Annotated in this window: 15 protein-coding genes; 4 read left to right on the forward strand and 11 right to left on the reverse strand. The window is 54.6% G+C overall.

Annotated features, from left to right (window positions below):
- Positions 1-21 precede the first annotated feature (21 nt).
- The 5 genes from artM to E0L21_RS15150 all read right to left on the reverse strand — a co-directional run bounded on the left by artM (position 22) and on the right by E0L21_RS15150 (position 3,617).
- On the reverse strand, positions 22-690 hold the full coding sequence (gene artM / locus E0L21_RS15130; RefSeq protein WP_131410887.1) for an arginine ABC transporter permease ArtM: 669 nt from the start codon (positions 688-690) through the stop codon (positions 22-24).
- Positions 690-1,406, reverse strand: a complete 717-nt coding sequence (gene artQ, locus E0L21_RS15135) for an arginine ABC transporter permease ArtQ (RefSeq protein ID WP_131410889.1) — start codon at positions 1,404-1,406, stop codon at positions 690-692. The genes artM and artQ overlap by 1 nt, the downstream gene beginning before the upstream one ends.
- Positions 1,407-1,412: 6 nt before the next feature.
- The gene (gene artI, locus E0L21_RS15140) at positions 1,413-2,144 is read right to left on the reverse strand and encodes an arginine ABC transporter substrate-binding protein ArtI (RefSeq protein WP_131410891.1); all 732 of its coding nucleotides are present in this window, start codon (positions 2,142-2,144) and stop codon (positions 1,413-1,415) included.
- 19 nt (positions 2,145-2,163) lie between these two features.
- Entirely contained in the window at positions 2,164-2,892 is a 729-nt protein-coding gene (artP, locus tag E0L21_RS15145; protein ID WP_131410893.1) for an arginine ABC transporter ATP-binding protein ArtP, read from the reverse strand.
- Positions 2,893-3,101: 209 nt separating this feature from the next.
- On the reverse strand, positions 3,102-3,617 hold the full coding sequence (locus E0L21_RS15150) for a lipoprotein (protein WP_131410895.1): 516 nt from the start codon (positions 3,615-3,617) through the stop codon (positions 3,102-3,104).
- A gap of 102 nt (positions 3,618-3,719) precedes the next feature.
- Between E0L21_RS15150 and E0L21_RS15155 the strand changes: the two genes are divergently transcribed.
- From E0L21_RS15155 to E0L21_RS15165, 3 genes are read left to right on the forward strand one after another with little or no spacing between them, the layout of a single operon-like run.
- Positions 3,720-4,043 carry a heavy metal-binding domain-containing protein gene (locus E0L21_RS15155; protein WP_131410897.1) on the forward strand — a complete coding sequence of 108 codons (324 nt, stop codon included), beginning with the start codon at positions 3,720-3,722 and terminating at the stop codon, positions 4,041-4,043.
- A complete protein-coding gene (locus tag E0L21_RS15160; protein WP_131410899.1) occupies positions 4,040-4,870 on the forward strand; it encodes an N-acetylmuramoyl-L-alanine amidase in 831 nt (276 codons plus the stop codon). Before E0L21_RS15155 ends, E0L21_RS15160 begins: the two co-directional genes overlap by 4 nt.
- A 34-nt stretch (positions 4,871-4,904) precedes the next feature.
- Complete coding sequence (locus E0L21_RS15165; protein WP_235855246.1) at positions 4,905-5,471, forward strand: WG repeat-containing protein; 567 nt, start codon at positions 4,905-4,907, stop codon at positions 5,469-5,471.
- A gap of 5 nt (positions 5,472-5,476) precedes the next feature.
- Here the strand turns inward: E0L21_RS15165 and E0L21_RS15170 are convergent, their stop codons facing one another.
- From E0L21_RS15170 to poxB, 4 genes are all read right to left on the reverse strand, one after another.
- A complete protein-coding gene (locus E0L21_RS15170; protein WP_131410903.1) occupies positions 5,477-6,490 on the reverse strand; it encodes an NAD-dependent epimerase/dehydratase family protein in 1,014 nt (337 codons plus the stop codon).
- 94 nt (positions 6,491-6,584) lie between these two features.
- The gene (locus E0L21_RS15175; RefSeq protein ID WP_131410905.1) at positions 6,585-8,021 is read right to left on the reverse strand and encodes an SDR family oxidoreductase; all 1,437 of its coding nucleotides are present in this window, start codon (positions 8,019-8,021) and stop codon (positions 6,585-6,587) included.
- Positions 8,022-8,031: 10 nt separating this feature from the next.
- Positions 8,032-9,030 carry a low-specificity L-threonine aldolase gene (gene ltaE, locus E0L21_RS15180; protein ID WP_131410907.1) on the reverse strand — a complete coding sequence of 333 codons (999 nt, stop codon included), beginning with the start codon at positions 9,028-9,030 and terminating at the stop codon, positions 8,032-8,034.
- A gap of 38 nt (positions 9,031-9,068) precedes the next feature.
- Positions 9,069-10,787: a ubiquinone-dependent pyruvate dehydrogenase gene (gene poxB / locus E0L21_RS15185; RefSeq protein ID WP_131410909.1), complete on the reverse strand. Its 1,719-nt coding sequence runs from the start codon at positions 10,785-10,787 to the stop codon at positions 9,069-9,071.
- Positions 10,788-10,940: 153 nt separating this feature from the next.
- Between poxB and E0L21_RS15190 the strand changes: the two genes are divergently transcribed.
- Entirely contained in the window at positions 10,941-11,369 is a 429-nt protein-coding gene (locus E0L21_RS15190; protein ID WP_131410911.1) for a DoxX family protein, read from the forward strand.
- Between the two features lie 51 nt (positions 11,370-11,420).
- On the opposite strand, the gene hcr is transcribed toward E0L21_RS15190, so the two are convergent.
- Positions 11,421-12,389: an NADH oxidoreductase gene (gene hcr, locus E0L21_RS15195; RefSeq protein WP_131410913.1), complete on the reverse strand. Its 969-nt coding sequence runs from the start codon at positions 12,387-12,389 to the stop codon at positions 11,421-11,423.
- Positions 12,390-12,399: 10 nt separating this feature from the next.
- Complete coding sequence (gene hcp / locus E0L21_RS15200; protein ID WP_131410915.1) at positions 12,400-14,052, reverse strand: hydroxylamine reductase; 1,653 nt, start codon at positions 14,050-14,052, stop codon at positions 12,400-12,402.
- Between the last annotated feature and the right edge of the window lie 104 nt (positions 14,053-14,156).

The following is a 14,156-nucleotide window of genomic DNA, read 5'->3' on the forward strand; positions in this document are numbered from 1 at the left end:
CTTTGTTTACTATTTATGCAGTTAATTGCGGCGTTCGAATGCCAGCGCTTTACGCTCAATCAGGCGCATCATCAGCGTTAATAACCCGTTGACCACCAGATAAATCAGCCCTGCGGCACCGAAAACCGTGACGTCATAAGTGCGACCGTACAGAAGCTGGCCGTGGCCCATTACTTCCATCAGCGTGATGGTGTAAGCCAGCGAGGTACTTTTAAACACCAGCACCACTTCGTTGGAGTAGGACGACAGCGCGCGTTTAAATGCATAAGGCAGCAAAATTGCCAGCGTGTCTTTCTTGCTCATCCCCAACGCGCCGCAGGATTGCCACTGCCCGTCCGGAATGGCGCGAATCGCGCCGTAGAACAGCTGCGTGGTATACGCTGCACTGTTCAGCGACAGCGCCAGCAGCGCACAGAGCCACGGTTCAGAAAGCAGATGCCAGATAACCGGATAGTTTTGCAGCGACGGGAACTGCCCCGGGCCGTAGTAAATCAGGAAGATTTGCACCAGCAGCGGCGTACCGGTGAACAGCGTGATATAGCCGCGCACAATTAGCGTCAGCACCGGCGTTTTCAACGTCAGCACGATGGTGAACAGCAGCGATAAGATCAGCGCCACAATCAGCGACGCTACGGTGAGCGTCAGGCTGGTGTGCAGGCCTTTGAACAGCTCTGGTAAAAATGCGAGCATTATTCCGGCCTCCGTTCAAAGCGGGTCGCGCGCAGGTCAATACGTTTGAGGATCCACTGGCTTAACAACGTGATGACCAGGTAAATCACCGCCGCCACGATATACCAGGTAAACGGCTCCTGCGTGCGGGTAGCAATGCTTTTGGTTTGCAGCATTAAATCGTTCACGCTAATCAGCGACACCAGCGCGGTATCTTTCAACAACACCAGCCACTGGTTTCCCAGCCCCGGTAGCGCATGACGCCACATTTGCGGCATCACGAGGCGGAAAAAGATAGCCCCTTTTGACAAACCCAGCGCCTGGCCGGATTCCCGCTGCCCGTCCGGTACGGCTTTCAACGCACCGCGCAAGGTTTGCGACGCGTAAGCTGCATACAGCAAAGAGAGGGCAATCACACCGCACAGAAACGGGCTGACATCAAAATTCTCAATCTGCACCTGCACCGGGATCTGCACCACGCCCAAGTTGATGGTGAAGCCATCAGAGAGTGTCAGCAGCAGTTGTGAAGAGCCGAAATAGATAAACAGAACCACCAGGATCTCCGGCAAGCCACGCAGTATGGTGACCAGTGCGGTGCCAATCCAGGCAAGAGGGCGCCACTTAACGGACTCCCAAACGGCAAAGATCATCGCCAGAATCAGGCCGATGATCAGTGCACAAACGGCAAGGCCGACGGTCATCCCGGCGGCGCTTGCTAACGGAAACATTTCGTTCATTCAGTATTACTTCTGGAACCATTTGTTATAGATGGTCTGGTAAGTGCCATCTTTCTTCACTTTTTCCAGTGCGGCATTGAATTTTTGCTGCAGATCGGTGTTGCCCTGGCGTACCGCGATGCCCAGACCCGTACCGAAGTACTCTTTGTCGGTTACTTTATCGCCAACTGCCGCCAGTTTTGCATCTGCTTTCAGCCATTCGGTTACCACGGCGGTGTCACCGAACACGGCATCAATACGGCCGTTCTGCAGATCCAGACGCGCGTTCTGGTAGCTGTCGTAAGGAACGGTGGTGATTTCCGGATGTTTGTCGTTAATGAATTTCTGGTGGGTGGTGCCGTTCTGCACACCAACGCGTTTACCTTTCAACTGGTCAATGCTGGTGAATTTACCCTGCTGACCGACGAACAGTGCGGAGTTGTCGTAATAAGGCGTGGTGAACAGAACCTGTTTTTCACGTTCCGGGGTGATATCCATACCGGCCATGACCGCGTCGAAACGGCGGAATTTCAGACTTGGGATCAGGCTGTCAAACGCCTGGTTGGTAAAGGTGCAGGTCGCGTCGATCTCTTTACACAATGCGTTAGCCAGATCCACATCGAAACCGACGATTTTGTTATTCGCGTCGGTTGATTCAAACGGAGGGTAGCTCGCTTCGGTGGCGAAACGGATAGTCTGGGCTGCTGTAGCGGAAAGGCTTACGCTTGCAAGTAGCGCGGCAATCAGTACTTTTTTCATTGTCATTAATCCCGGTTCTTCAGTGAGATAGGTAATATTTAAACGCGTCGGTCTGCGGCGCGGTAAAGCAGCCCGCATCCCCTTGCTCAACAATGTGACCATTTTCCATGTACACCACGCGGCTGGCGGTTTTACGCGCCACTTCCACTTCGTGGGTCACGATAACTTGCGTGATGCCGGTTTCAGACAGCTCACGAATGATACTGACGATTTGCGCGGTGATTTCCGGATCGAGCGCGGCGGTCGGTTCATCAAATAACAGGACCTGCGGCTCCATCATCAGCGCGCGGGCGATAGCGACACGTTGCTGCTGACCACCGGATAAATGCAGCGGAAAACGGTCGCTATACGGTTTAAGACGTAAACGCTCCAGCAGTTTCTCGGCACGCGCCAGCGCCTGATCTTTGCTTAAACCGAGCACGCGGCACGGCGCTTCAATCAGATTTTGCAGCACGGTCAAATGCGGCCAGAGATTATATTGCTGGAATACCATGCCCACGTTCTGGCGCAATTCACGGATCGCTTTATCAGACGGGGTTTTTGCAAAGTCGAAGTGATTGCCTGCAATGCTTAACTGGCCAGAACGCGGCATTTCGAGCAGGTTGAGTACGCGCAACAGCGAACTTTTACCCGCGCCGCTTGGGCCGAGCAGCACCAGTGTTTCCCCTTGCGGGCAATCCAGTGTGATATCGAACAGCGCCTGGTGTGCGCCATAAAAGCAATTGATGCTGTTTAATTTAATACTCATCGAAGCAGTCTGATAGCAATTGAGGCCGCAAATAGTAACGTTGACAGAATAGTTATGCAATATTTGTGCGTTAAAACTTAAAAATAAACCAAGTTCCTACATAAAGTTAGCACAAAATACCGAGCGGCGCGGGAACCAGGCATAAATGTCGGCATTCATTGCGGAATGCCAGACATTTTACGGGGGTTATCTATTGCAGCATGAAATAATCACCGATGTTCTACCGACTGACGTAGCGTTCCGGCAGGCGCATGAACGGTACCGCCGAGATAGCGTACATCGTCTACCGCCCAACACTGGCCTTCACGGATCATCAGCACTTCATCCCGCCAGCTTTGGTCACCTTTACTAAGCGTGACGCGCAGCGGAATATTCCGTGCATCGGTATTCGGAATGGTCGATGCGCTGGCGACGTCAGCCTTTTCAGGTGTGACGTTGCGGCTGGAGAACGGATCCGCTTTTAAAAGCGTGGCATTGCGCGAATCACGGCTGGCTGCGGTGAGCATCTTGCTCAGATCATCGCTCAGATAGGGACGCAGCGCAGTCCAGTTATTACCGGGATGAGCGATGCGGTAGTCGTAAAATTGCTGTGCAACGGAATCCGGGCCGCCTTCCACACACGGGCCCACGCGCGCGCCCGTATCCTTGAATGCTGGAGTTACCGTGGTGCACGCGCTTAACAGCAGCGCGCATGGCAAGGTGAGAGTCAAAACTGAATAGCGCATATTGATTTCCTTATTTCTCTTCAGAAGTCACGACCTTTCAAGAATAGTGTATTGATCTGATAATGTGTGGCGTAACGCATTGAACGCTAAAAGGAGAAACCTATGCAGTTTTCAACCACGCCGACGCTGGAAGGGCAGCCGATTGTCGAGTACTGCGGAGTCGTTACCGGAGAAGCGATTCTCGGGGCGAATATTTTTCGTGACTTCTTTGCCGGTATCCGCGATATCGTCGGCGGTCGCTCCGGCGCTTATGAGAAAGAGTTACGCAAGGCCCGTGAGATCGCGTTTCGCGAACTTGGCGATCAGGCAAAAGCGCTGGGGGCGAATGCGGTGGTAGGCATTGATGTTGATTACGAAACGGTGGGCAAAGACGGCAGTATGCTGATGGTATGTGTCAGCGGTACGGCGGTGAAAACGCGGGCATGAAAAACATCGCATTACTGTTGCTGGCACTCCTGCTCGCAGGTTGCGCCAGTGAAAAAGGCATTATTGATAAAAATGGCTATCAGCTTGATACCCGGCGACAAGCGCAGGCGGCGTATCCGCGTATTAAAGTGCTTGTTATTCACTACACCGCCGATGATTTTGACGTTTCACTGGCCACCTTGACGGATAAACAGGTGAGTGCGCATTACCTGATCCCGGCGGATCCACCGCTGCATCACGGTAAACCGCGAATCTGGCAACTGGTGCCAGAGCAGGAGTTAGCCTGGCACGCAGGGGCAAGTTTCTGGCGCGGCGCGACACGCATCAATGACACCTCTATAGGCATTGAACTGGAAAATCGCGGCTGGCAACGTAACGCTGGCGGAAAACAATTCGCACCTTTTGCGCCCGCGCAAATTAATGCATTGATTCCTCTGGTAAAAGATATAATCTCGCGCTACAACATTGCGCCGCAAAATGTCGTCGCACATGCGGATATTGCGCCGCAGCGTAAAGACGATCCCGGCCCGTTGTTCCCGTGGCAAATGCTGTTTTCCCAGGGGATTGGTGCCTGGCCGGATGCGCAGCGTGTGGCGTTTTACTTGAATGGCCGTTCTGCGCATGAGCCGGTAGATACGGCTTCTTTGCTTGATTTACTGGCGCGATATGGCTACGACGTGAAACCGCAAATGTCGCCTGCAGAGCAAAAAAGGGTAATCATGGCGTTCCAAATGCATTTCCGTCCGGGGCTCTGGAACGGCATTGCCGATGCTGAAAGCCTGGCGATTGCCGAGGCATTACTGGAAAAATATGGCCAGGCGGGGTAATGCCCACTGTTTTTTTATGACGAGGTCAATGGAGATGAGGTTTCGCATCATATCAGGCGTGCTGCTGATGGTGGCTTTTTCTGCCCATGCCGCGCCAAACCCGGTGACGGTGTTTAGCTGTGCTTACTGGGATAAATCTACGGATAACGTGGAAAAACTCGATAAATGCGTTGAAGTGGAAGAGGGTAAGCTCAGGTTCTTGCCAGCGTTGTTTGCGAAAACCAGTGATGTCGAGGGCATGTCGTGGGTCGGTCTGTATGACTATATGCGCGCCGCCGGGTTGATGGATGCCGATTATTATGTGCGTTCGCCGGACAGTTACCTTCCCGTTGTTCACTTTGATAATGGCCCTGACTGGTTTGTTGAAGGGCTGGTGCGATCGCGCCAGAACGGTAAAGTGGGCTACTGGGATGACAATTTCCGCAATCGCATTGCGCCGCAATTTGATTATGCCTGGCAGTTTAAAGAGGGCAAAGCGCTGGTGTGCAACGGCTGCAAACCGCAAAAGGACGGCGAGCATACCGCTCTGGTCGGCGGTGAGTGGTTCTATATCGATAAAAGCGGGCAGAAAATTTCTGACGTCAAATCCGGCCCGTTTTGAATCATTTAGCGGTGCAGTTTTCCGTGGTCTTTTAACCAGTACGCCGTGCGTTTGATGCCTTCATCCAGCGTCACTATCGGCGTATAACCCAGTTCCTGCTGAGCGCGGCTGATATCCAGCGTGAAATCAAAATTGAGCTTCGACACGCCATAATGGGTGAATGCAGGCTCTTTGGCGCGTTTATCGCCGAAATGCTCCATGCTGCGCGCCATCATGTCCAGCATTGCGTATGGCACCGAGCGAATACGGCAGTGAATACCCAGTTCGTCGATTAACGTCTGCACGATGCTGCGCAGCGAGCGCGGCTCGCCGTTGGTAATGTTGTACGCCCGCCCGGAAGGCAGCTTATCGCACTGGGGCTGGCTGGCGAGCCACATCGCATGCACGGCGTTTTCGTAATAGGTCATATCCACCAGCGCTTCGCCGCCGCGCGGCAGCAACACGCTGCGGTAGTGGTGCATCATCTGCGCCAGGCGCGGGATGAAGACTTTATCGTGCGGGCCAAAGAGACTTTGCGGGCGCAAAATGGTGAAACGGGTGTTGGGGTTCGCCTGCGCCAGCAGATCGATCACCTGTTCCCCGGCCGCTTTGCTGCGGGCAAATTCGTTGGCGAAACGCACAGGGCGAAAGTCTTCTCTGATATCGCGATGATGGTGATAGTCAAAATAGAGCGAAGGGGAGGAGATATGAATAAAGTTGCGCACGCCCCAGGCAACGGCCCACTCACCGAGACGGCGAGTCGCGCGCACATTCGCCAGGTCAAACGCTTCCTGCGTACCCCATGGTGATGTGAAGCTTGAGCAGTGCCACAGCGTGTCGATCCCGGCAAGCATCACTTTTGCCTGAGAGGAGACCAGCTCGGTCAGATCGGCATGCACAAATTCAGCGCCCATTTTGCTGAGTAATTTGCCCATGGCTTCGTTACGACCCGTCGCCCGAACGCTAATTCCTTTTTGCCGCAAATACTCGACCGCGTTTCGGCCTAAACCGCTGGTTGCGCCCGTGACCAGTACTTTCATATCGATCCATTGTGTTGAAAAGCCTTTATCGCGGGCATTCTTCCGTGAATTACGCTCTGATGCAATGGGATGACGAAAAGAAAAGCGGTTAAGCTCAGACTTTTTCTCTATTTTGTTCTGCCAGGCGGGCAATACGCTGCGCCATGCCGCGAAAAATAAACAGATGCGCCGGGAACATCAATAACCAGTACCACAGTCCTGGCATACCGTGCGGATGCCACCATGCCCGGACATCCAGCAGCCGGTGATCGCCTTTATCGGTCAGCGTAAAGCTGAGCCGCCCAAGCCCCGGTGCCTTCATGCCAAACAGTAGCGCCAGTTGTTGCTCTGGTTCGACAATAATCACTTTCCAACTGTCTACCGTGTCGCCGGTTTGCAAAAACGGGCGTTCGGGTCGCCCGCGTGGCAGTTTGTGGCCTATCAAATGATCCAACACTGCGCGGGTTTGCCACAGCAGGTTGCCAAAAAAGTAGCGCTCTTTACCGCCGATGCGGTTCACCACTTCCCATAATGCGGCCGGGCTGGCTGAGGTTTTCACCGTGTAACCCGCTTGCTTTGGGTAGTAACCGTATTGCGGACGCCAGCGGGAAAACGCCTGCGGGTCGTAGCCCCAGTCGCTGGAGTTAACCAGCTTTTCCTCTTCCCGCAAGGTGCGGCGAACTGCATCATCAAAAGGAATTAGCGTCTGCGGAATCAACCGGCGCAACTCAGTATCATCCGCCAGCAGATCGTGCTTTAAACCCTGAATTAACGCTTTGGCAATCGTCGGCGGCACAGACGTGATGAGGTGTAAAAACCAGACGGAAATCAGCCGGGTGGGGAGTGGAATCGGGATCAGCGGGCGATGAACGCCGCTTACACGCATAAAGTGATCGAACTGCTGCTGATAGCTCAGCACTTCCGGCCCGGCGGCTTCAAACACCCGGTGTTCCTGCGCAGGGTGCTGAAGCAACTCGACCAGATAATGCAGTAAGTTTTCCAGCGCAATGGGTGTGGTGCGCGAACGCACCCAGCGCGGCGGTGTTAACACTGGCAGGTTAAATACCATGTCGCGCATCACTTCGAACGCGGCGGAACCTGCGCCAACAATGATTCCGGCGCGTAACTCGGTAACGGGAATGCCCGCCGCGCGCAGCAGATCGCCGGTGTATTGCCGGGCCAGCAGGTGGTCAGAATTCGTTACCCCCTTCGCCTGTAACGAACTGAGAAAGATAACCTGCTTAACCGACGAGCCGTGCAGGGCGTCACGCACATTCAACGCGATTTGCCGCTCATGGGAGACGAAATTGCCACTTTCGCCCATGCTGTGCACCAGATAATAGAGCGTATCGACATCGTGCAGTAACGCGGGCAGATCCTGTGGCCACCAGAGATCAATGCTATGGCAACTTACACCCGGCAACTGCTGCTTTTGCAGGCGAGTTAAATTTCTCGCGACCGCGTTGACCTGATGACCTTGCTGGCTGAGCGCTTCGACCAGTCTTTGTCCGATATACCCGCTGGCACCAAGCACCAGGATCCGCTGCGCCACGTTCCGCTCCTTAGTGCTGTAAAAAGGTCTGCCAGTGGCGAACCACTTCTTCCAGTTGCTGACGATTAACATCCAGATGCGTGACCAGGCGCACCACTGGCGAGGCGTTGATCAACACACCGCGCTCGCGCAGATACGCGCCCAACGCTTGTGCGTTATCGCCCACACGGATAAACAGCATATTGGTGTCGTGGCGCATTACGTCTGCGCCAATCTCTTTTAGTTGTGCAGCCAGCCACGCGGCATTCTCATGGTCCTCTTTCAACCGCGCGACGTTGTGCTGTAATGCATAAAGGCCCGCCGCCGCAAGGATCCCGGCCTGGCGCATCCCGCCGCCGGTCATTTTGCGCCAGCGGTTAGCGCGGGTAATATACGCTTTGTCGCCGACCAGCAGGGAACCCACCGGCGTACCGAGACCTTTCGACAGGCAAATGGTGAACGAGTCGCAATATTGGGCTATTTCTTTCAGTTCGCAGTCATATTCCACCAACGCATTAAAGATGCGCGCACCATCAACATGCAGCGACAATCCGCGTTCGCGGGTAAATTCCCACGCCTGTCGCAGGTAGTCGCGCGGCAACACTTTGCCGTTGTGGGTGTTTTCGAGGCTCAGCAGTTTGGTACGAGCGAAGTGAATGTCATCGGCTTTGATTTTCGCCGCGACTTTATCCAGCGGCAGCGTACCATCGGCGGCGGCATCGATCGGTTGCGGCTGGATGCTGCCAAGCACCGCCGCGCCACCCGCTTCGTAGAGATAGTTATGCGCCCCCTGGCCGACAATGTACTCTTCACCGCGTTCGCAGTGGCTGAGCAGGGCGACCAGGTTGGCCTGGGTGCCGGTCGGCAAAAACAGCGCTGCCTCTTTACCGCTGAGTTCGGCGGCGTAACGTTGCAGTTCATTGACCGTTGGGTCGTCACCGTAAACGTCGTCCCCGACCGGGGCGGCCATCATCTGTTCCAGCATGGCGCGGCTCGGGCGGGTTACGGTATCACTGCGTAAATCGATCACGGCATTTCCTTATCTTACGATGGGTAATGCCCTCTGTTTTACCTGAGCCAGTTGGTTTTCGCCAGTTCGATCACCTCATCGCCGCGCCCGCTGATGATGGCGCGCATCATATAGAGGCTAAAGCCTTTGGCCTGTTCCAGCTTGATTTGCGGCGGGATCGCTAGCTCTTCTTTCGCGACGGTGACATCCACCAGCACCGGGCCGTCAATAGAGAACGCGCGTTGCAGAGCCTCGTCAACATCGGCCGATTTTTCGACGCGAATACCGATAATACCACAGGCCTCGGCGATACGCGCAAAGTTGGTGTCGTGCAGTTCTGTGCCGTCTGTCAGGTAGCCGCCGGCTTTCATCTCCATCGCCACAAAACCGAGCACGCTGTTATTAAAAACGATAATTTTCAGCGGCAGTTTCATCTGCACTACCGACAGGAAATCACCCATCAGCATGCTAAAACCGCCATCGCCACAGAGTGCAACCACTTGCCGTTGTGGGAATGTGGCTTGCGCGCCCAACGCTTGTGGCATGGCATTTGCCATCGAACCGTGGTTAAAGGAACCAATCAGACGGCGTTTGCCATTCATTTTTAGGTAACGCGCGGCCCAGACGGTTGGCGTGCCGACATCGCAGGTGAAAATGGCGTCATCGTCAGCGAAGTGGCTGATTTGCTGTGCCAGATATTGTGGATGAATCGCTTTGTCGCTGGGTTTTGCCAAATCATCCAGCCCTTTGCGCGCCTCGCGGTAATCCTCCAGCGCTTTATCGAGGAATTTGCGGTCGGTTTTGGCTTCAAGCAGCGGTAACAGGGCGGCAAGGGTAGCTTTGATATCACCGACCAGCGCCATGTCTACTTTGCTGTGCGCGCCGATACTCGCCGGGTTAATGTCGATCTGGATGATCTTCGCGTCGGTGGGGTAAAACGCGCGGTAAGGGAATTGGGTGCCGAGCAGCACCAGCGTGTCGGCATTCATCATGGTATGGAAACCCGACGAGAAGCCAATTAACCCCGTCATTCCCACGTCAAAAGGGTTGTCGTATTCCACATGCTCTTTTCCGCGCATGGCGTGAATAATCGGGGCATTTAGCTTGCCGGCAAACGCCAGTAACTCTTTATGCGCCCCGGCGCAGCCGCTACCGCACATCAGCGCAATGTTACTGGAATAGCGCAGCAGCTGCGCCAGCTTGTGCAACTCCTGCTCCGTGGGGGTAACAACTGGCTGCGGCGCACTGTACCAGTGGCTGCTGGCGCTTTCCGGCGCAGGTTTCAGCGCCACATCGCCCGGCAGCACCACCACCGACACGCCTTTATTGAGAATGGCTTTGCGCATGGCAATCGCCAGCACCTGCGGGATCTGTTCCGGGTTAGACACCAGCTCGCAGTAGTGGCTGCATTCGCGGAACAGCTCCTGAGGATGCGTTTCCTGGAAATAGCCGCTGCCGATCTCGCTGGAAGGGATATGTGCGGCAATCGCCAGTACCGGAACATGGTTGCGGTGGCAATCGAACAAACCGTTAATTAAATGCAGGTTTCCTGGCCCGCACGAACCTGCGCAGACGGCCAGCTCGCCGGTCAGTTGCGCTTCTGCGCCAGCGGCAAAGGCAGCAACTTCTTCATGACGGGTTGGCATCCAGTCGATAGTACCCATGCGGTTCAGGCTGTCACTTAAGCCGTTAAGGGAATCTCCGGTTACACCCCAAATTCTTTTTACGCCTGCTTGCTCAAGCGTTTTGGCGATATACGCAGCCACTGTCTGTTTCATCTACGACGCTCCTTTTTGTGATCTTGCTTACAAGCTTAGACAATGAATGCGTCACAAAGCGGATTTAGAATGAGCTTTTATAAAACAGGGGTTTATTTTTGTTACAGATCGGAATAGTCTGATACATGTCGATGAAAACAGGAATCATTTCAAATGGTTAAATCATTGTTAAACTCAGTTAATAAGATGTTTTCGCATGAAGATTTTGGCCGCTTGCTGCTGCGTTTGATGGTTGGCGGGCTGATGCTATTTCACGGGCTGCATAAATTAATTGGCGGTATTGATGGGATTGCAGGGATGCTGGTGGCGAAAGGGTTTCCTGGTTTTATCGCTTATGGCGTGCTGATTGGTGAGGTGCTGTGCCCGATCCTGATTATTCTCGGTGTACTGACGCGTCCTGCTGCGCTGGGGCTGGCATTCACCATGATTGTGGCCTGGCTGCTGGTTGGTGTAGGTAAAACCGGGTCTCTGGATGCGACCGGTGCCTGGGCGATTGAGAGTATGGTTTATTACTTTATTGCGGCGCTGGTGGTTGCGTTTATTGGCGCGGGTCGTTACTCCGTCGCACCGGCCTGGAAGTAAACGGTTTTGGGAAAAGCGCCCTTCAGATGAGGGGCGCTTTTTTATTGCGGATTATGCCAGAACTAAATCACCTTGCGGGTGGCAGGAGCAGGCCAGCACGAAGCCATCGGCAATCTCTTGTTCCGTTAGTGTCATGGTGCTGCTGACGGTGTATTCACCAGAGACCACCTGCGTTTTACAGCACCCGCAGACACCGGCGCGGCATGCGGCATTGACCGGCATTCTATTGCTTTCCAGCGCATCCAGCAGCGTGCTGCCTACCGGTGCATAGAAGGTTTTCATCGGTGAAAGCTTGCTGAATTTTAGCCCGTTGGTTGCGGCTTCCGCCACCGGCGTAAAGAATTTCTCCTTAAAGAAACGCGTCACGCCAAGCGCTTTGGCTTCGTTTTCTACCCAATCCATATACGGCGCCGGGCCGCAGGTCATTACCGTGCGTGCCGCCAGTTCCGGCACCTGGCTCAGCAGTTCGCGGCTCAGACGACCGGAGGCAAAACCCGCCGTAGCGTTATTTTCTGCTACCAGCGTGACCGGGTAATCACGCCATTCGTTGGCAAAAATTACATCTTCCGGCGAACGCACGTTAAAGATCACCTGCACATCGGCATGCGGACGGTAATGTGCCAGCCAGCGGCGCATTGACATAATCGGCGTCACGCCGCACCCTGCCGCCAGCAGCAACAGCTTATCGTTCGGTTCGTTATCGCAGGTGAATTCTCCCTGCGCATTGGAAAGCCACAGATAATCGCCGCGTTTTACCTCCCGTGTCAGCCACTGAGAACCTGCGCCATCATCAATACGGCGTACGGTCAGCGTAATGTATTCGCTAACGCCCGGCGTCGAAGAAAGGGTGTAGGCCCGCAGCGTATCCGCACTGTTGCGGATACTCACCAGCGCATATTGCCCGGCGCGATACGGGTAGTAATCGTGGCACAACAGCGACAGTGTCCAGACATCCGGCGTTTCTTGCTGGATATGGTGAACCTGCATACGCCACGAGCATTGAGGGGTTGGCATGGTCATAGTTAGCTCCTTACGCGCTCAGCAACTGCTGCATATCCTGTTCCACAGTCGTGACCTGGCGCAGGCCGAATTTCTCATTCAGCACGGCCAGCAGGTCCGGTGTCAGGAAGCCCGGTGCCGTCGGCCCGGTGACAATATTTGTCACCCCGAGCGAAAGCAGGGTCAGCAGGATGACAATCGCCTTTTGCTCGAACCAGGAGAGCACCAGTGACAGCGGCAGATCGTTAACGCCGCAGCCCAGTTTTTCCGCCAGCGTTACTGCCAGAATGATGGCCGAATAAGCATCGTTACACTGACCTGCATCAATCAGGCGCGGCAGCCCTTCAATATTGCCAAAGTCGAGTTTGTTGAAGCGGTATTTCCCGCAGGCCAGCGTCAGGATCAGGCAGTCATCCGGCACCTGGGTGGCGAAATCGGTAAAGTAGTTGCGCTCACCGCGCGCGCCGTCACAGCCACCGACCAGGAAGACGTGGCGTAGTTTTTCACGGCTCACCAGATCAATCAGTGTATCCACTGCGCCAAGCAGCGTCTGGCGACCAAAACCGACGGTGATCAGGTGTTCGATTTCGCTGAACGGGAAGCCGGACATCTGCTGTGCCTGGCGGATCACCGGGGCGAAATTGTCACCTTCCAGATGGTTAACACCCGGCCAGCCGACGATGCTGCGCGTCCAGATACGGTCGTCATAAGAACCGACGGTCGGGTCGATAATGCAGTTTGACGTCATGACGATTGGGCCCGGGAAGCGGGCGAATTCTACCTGCTGGTTCTGCCAGCCGCTGCCGTAGTTACCGACCAGATGTTTGAATTTGCGCAGTTCCGGGTAGCCGTGTGCAGGCAGCATTTCACCGTGGGTATAGACGTTTACGCCGGTGCCTTCGGTTTGTTGCAGCAAGTTGTAGAGATCTTTCAGGTCGTGACCGGAAATCAGGATGCATTTACCGGCAACGGCTTTGACGTTGACCTGGGTAGGAGTCGGGTGGCCGTAAGTGCTGGTTTCACCGGCATCCAGAATGCTCATCACGCTGAAGTTCATCTGGCCAATTTCCATTGAACATTCGAGCAGGGCATTCATATCGGCAGGCCAGGTTCCCAGCCACGCCATGATTTTGTGGTAACGGGCGTAGATATCGTTGTCGTACTGGCCCAGCACATGGGCGTGTTCCATGTAGGCCGCCGCGCCTTTCAGGCCGTACAGGCAGAGCAGACGCAGGCCAAGGATGTTTTCGCCAATCGTCGCTTTATCTTTGTTCGGTGTGAATTCCGCCGCCTGGCGCTGCAATTCGCCAAGATCGTCGCTGACCAGTTGCAGGTCGGCCATCGGGTTATCGACGTGGGCATTCGGATCAATAGCGAGGCAGAGTGCTTTCAGTGCTTCACGTTTGGCAATCGCCTCGCGCGCGTAGCCGACAATACGCACGGAATCGAAGTTAACGTTGGTGAGGGTAGAGAAGAAGGCGCGCGGCGCGAAGTTATCGATCTCGTGGTCAATCAGATCGTAATCACGTGCTTTGCTGGCCCAGGCGGAGAGCCCTTGTAACGCGGCAATCAGTAGATCCTGCAGGTCGGAGGTTTCAGCGGTTTTACCGCACATCCCCTGCGCGTACGCACAGCCGTTGCCCGCCGGAGTTCGGATGGTTTGTTCACATTGCACACAAAACATGGTCACACCTTTATGTTAAAGTTATATTTTAAATGCATGTTTAAGATTATGCTGCTGTCGGGAGGCTTAAAAGCGATTTTGTCGGCAATTTAAGGGGATATTGA

The organism is Kosakonia quasisacchari (assembly GCF_004331415.1).
GTDB lineage: Bacteria > Pseudomonadota > Gammaproteobacteria > Enterobacterales > Enterobacteriaceae > Kosakonia > Kosakonia quasisacchari.

What these genes read in the sequence shown, in the direction of transcription:
- E0L21_RS15155 (WP_131410897.1), top strand. Translation starts at nt 3,720, where the DNA reads ATGCAGTTTTCAACCACGCCGACGCTGGAAGGGCAGCCGATTGTCGAG.
- E0L21_RS15190 (WP_131410911.1), top strand. Translation starts at nt 10,941, where the DNA reads ATGGTTAAATCATTGTTAAACTCAGTTAATAAGATGTTTTCGCATGAA.
- E0L21_RS15150 (WP_131410895.1), bottom strand. Translation starts at nt 3,617, where the DNA reads ATGCGCTATTCAGTTTTGACTCTCACCTTGCCATGCGCGCTGCTGTTA.
- artP (WP_131410893.1), bottom strand. Translation starts at nt 2,892, where the DNA reads ATGAGTATTAAATTAAACAGCATCAATTGCTTTTATGGCGCACACCAG.
- hcr (WP_131410913.1), bottom strand. Translation starts at nt 12,389, where the DNA reads ATGACCATGCCAACCCCTCAATGCTCGTGGCGTATGCAGGTTCACCAT.
- artQ (WP_131410889.1), bottom strand. Translation starts at nt 1,406, where the DNA reads ATGAACGAAATGTTTCCGTTAGCAAGCGCCGCCGGGATGACCGTCGGC.
- artM (WP_131410887.1), bottom strand. Translation starts at nt 690, where the DNA reads ATGCTCGCATTTTTACCAGAGCTGTTCAAAGGCCTGCACACCAGCCTG.
- artI (WP_131410891.1), bottom strand. Translation starts at nt 2,144, where the DNA reads ATGAAAAAAGTACTGATTGCCGCGCTACTTGCAAGCGTAAGCCTTTCC.
- poxB (WP_131410909.1), bottom strand. Translation starts at nt 10,787, where the DNA reads ATGAAACAGACAGTGGCTGCGTATATCGCCAAAACGCTTGAGCAAGCA.
- E0L21_RS15165 (WP_235855246.1), top strand. Translation starts at nt 4,905, where the DNA reads ATGAGGTTTCGCATCATATCAGGCGTGCTGCTGATGGTGGCTTTTTCT.
- hcp (WP_131410915.1), bottom strand. Translation starts at nt 14,052, where the DNA reads ATGTTTTGTGTGCAATGTGAACAAACCATCCGAACTCCGGCGGGCAAC.
- E0L21_RS15160 (WP_131410899.1), top strand. Translation starts at nt 4,040, where the DNA reads ATGAAAAACATCGCATTACTGTTGCTGGCACTCCTGCTCGCAGGTTGC.
- E0L21_RS15170 (WP_131410903.1), bottom strand. Translation starts at nt 6,490, where the DNA reads ATGAAAGTACTGGTCACGGGCGCAACCAGCGGTTTAGGCCGAAACGCG.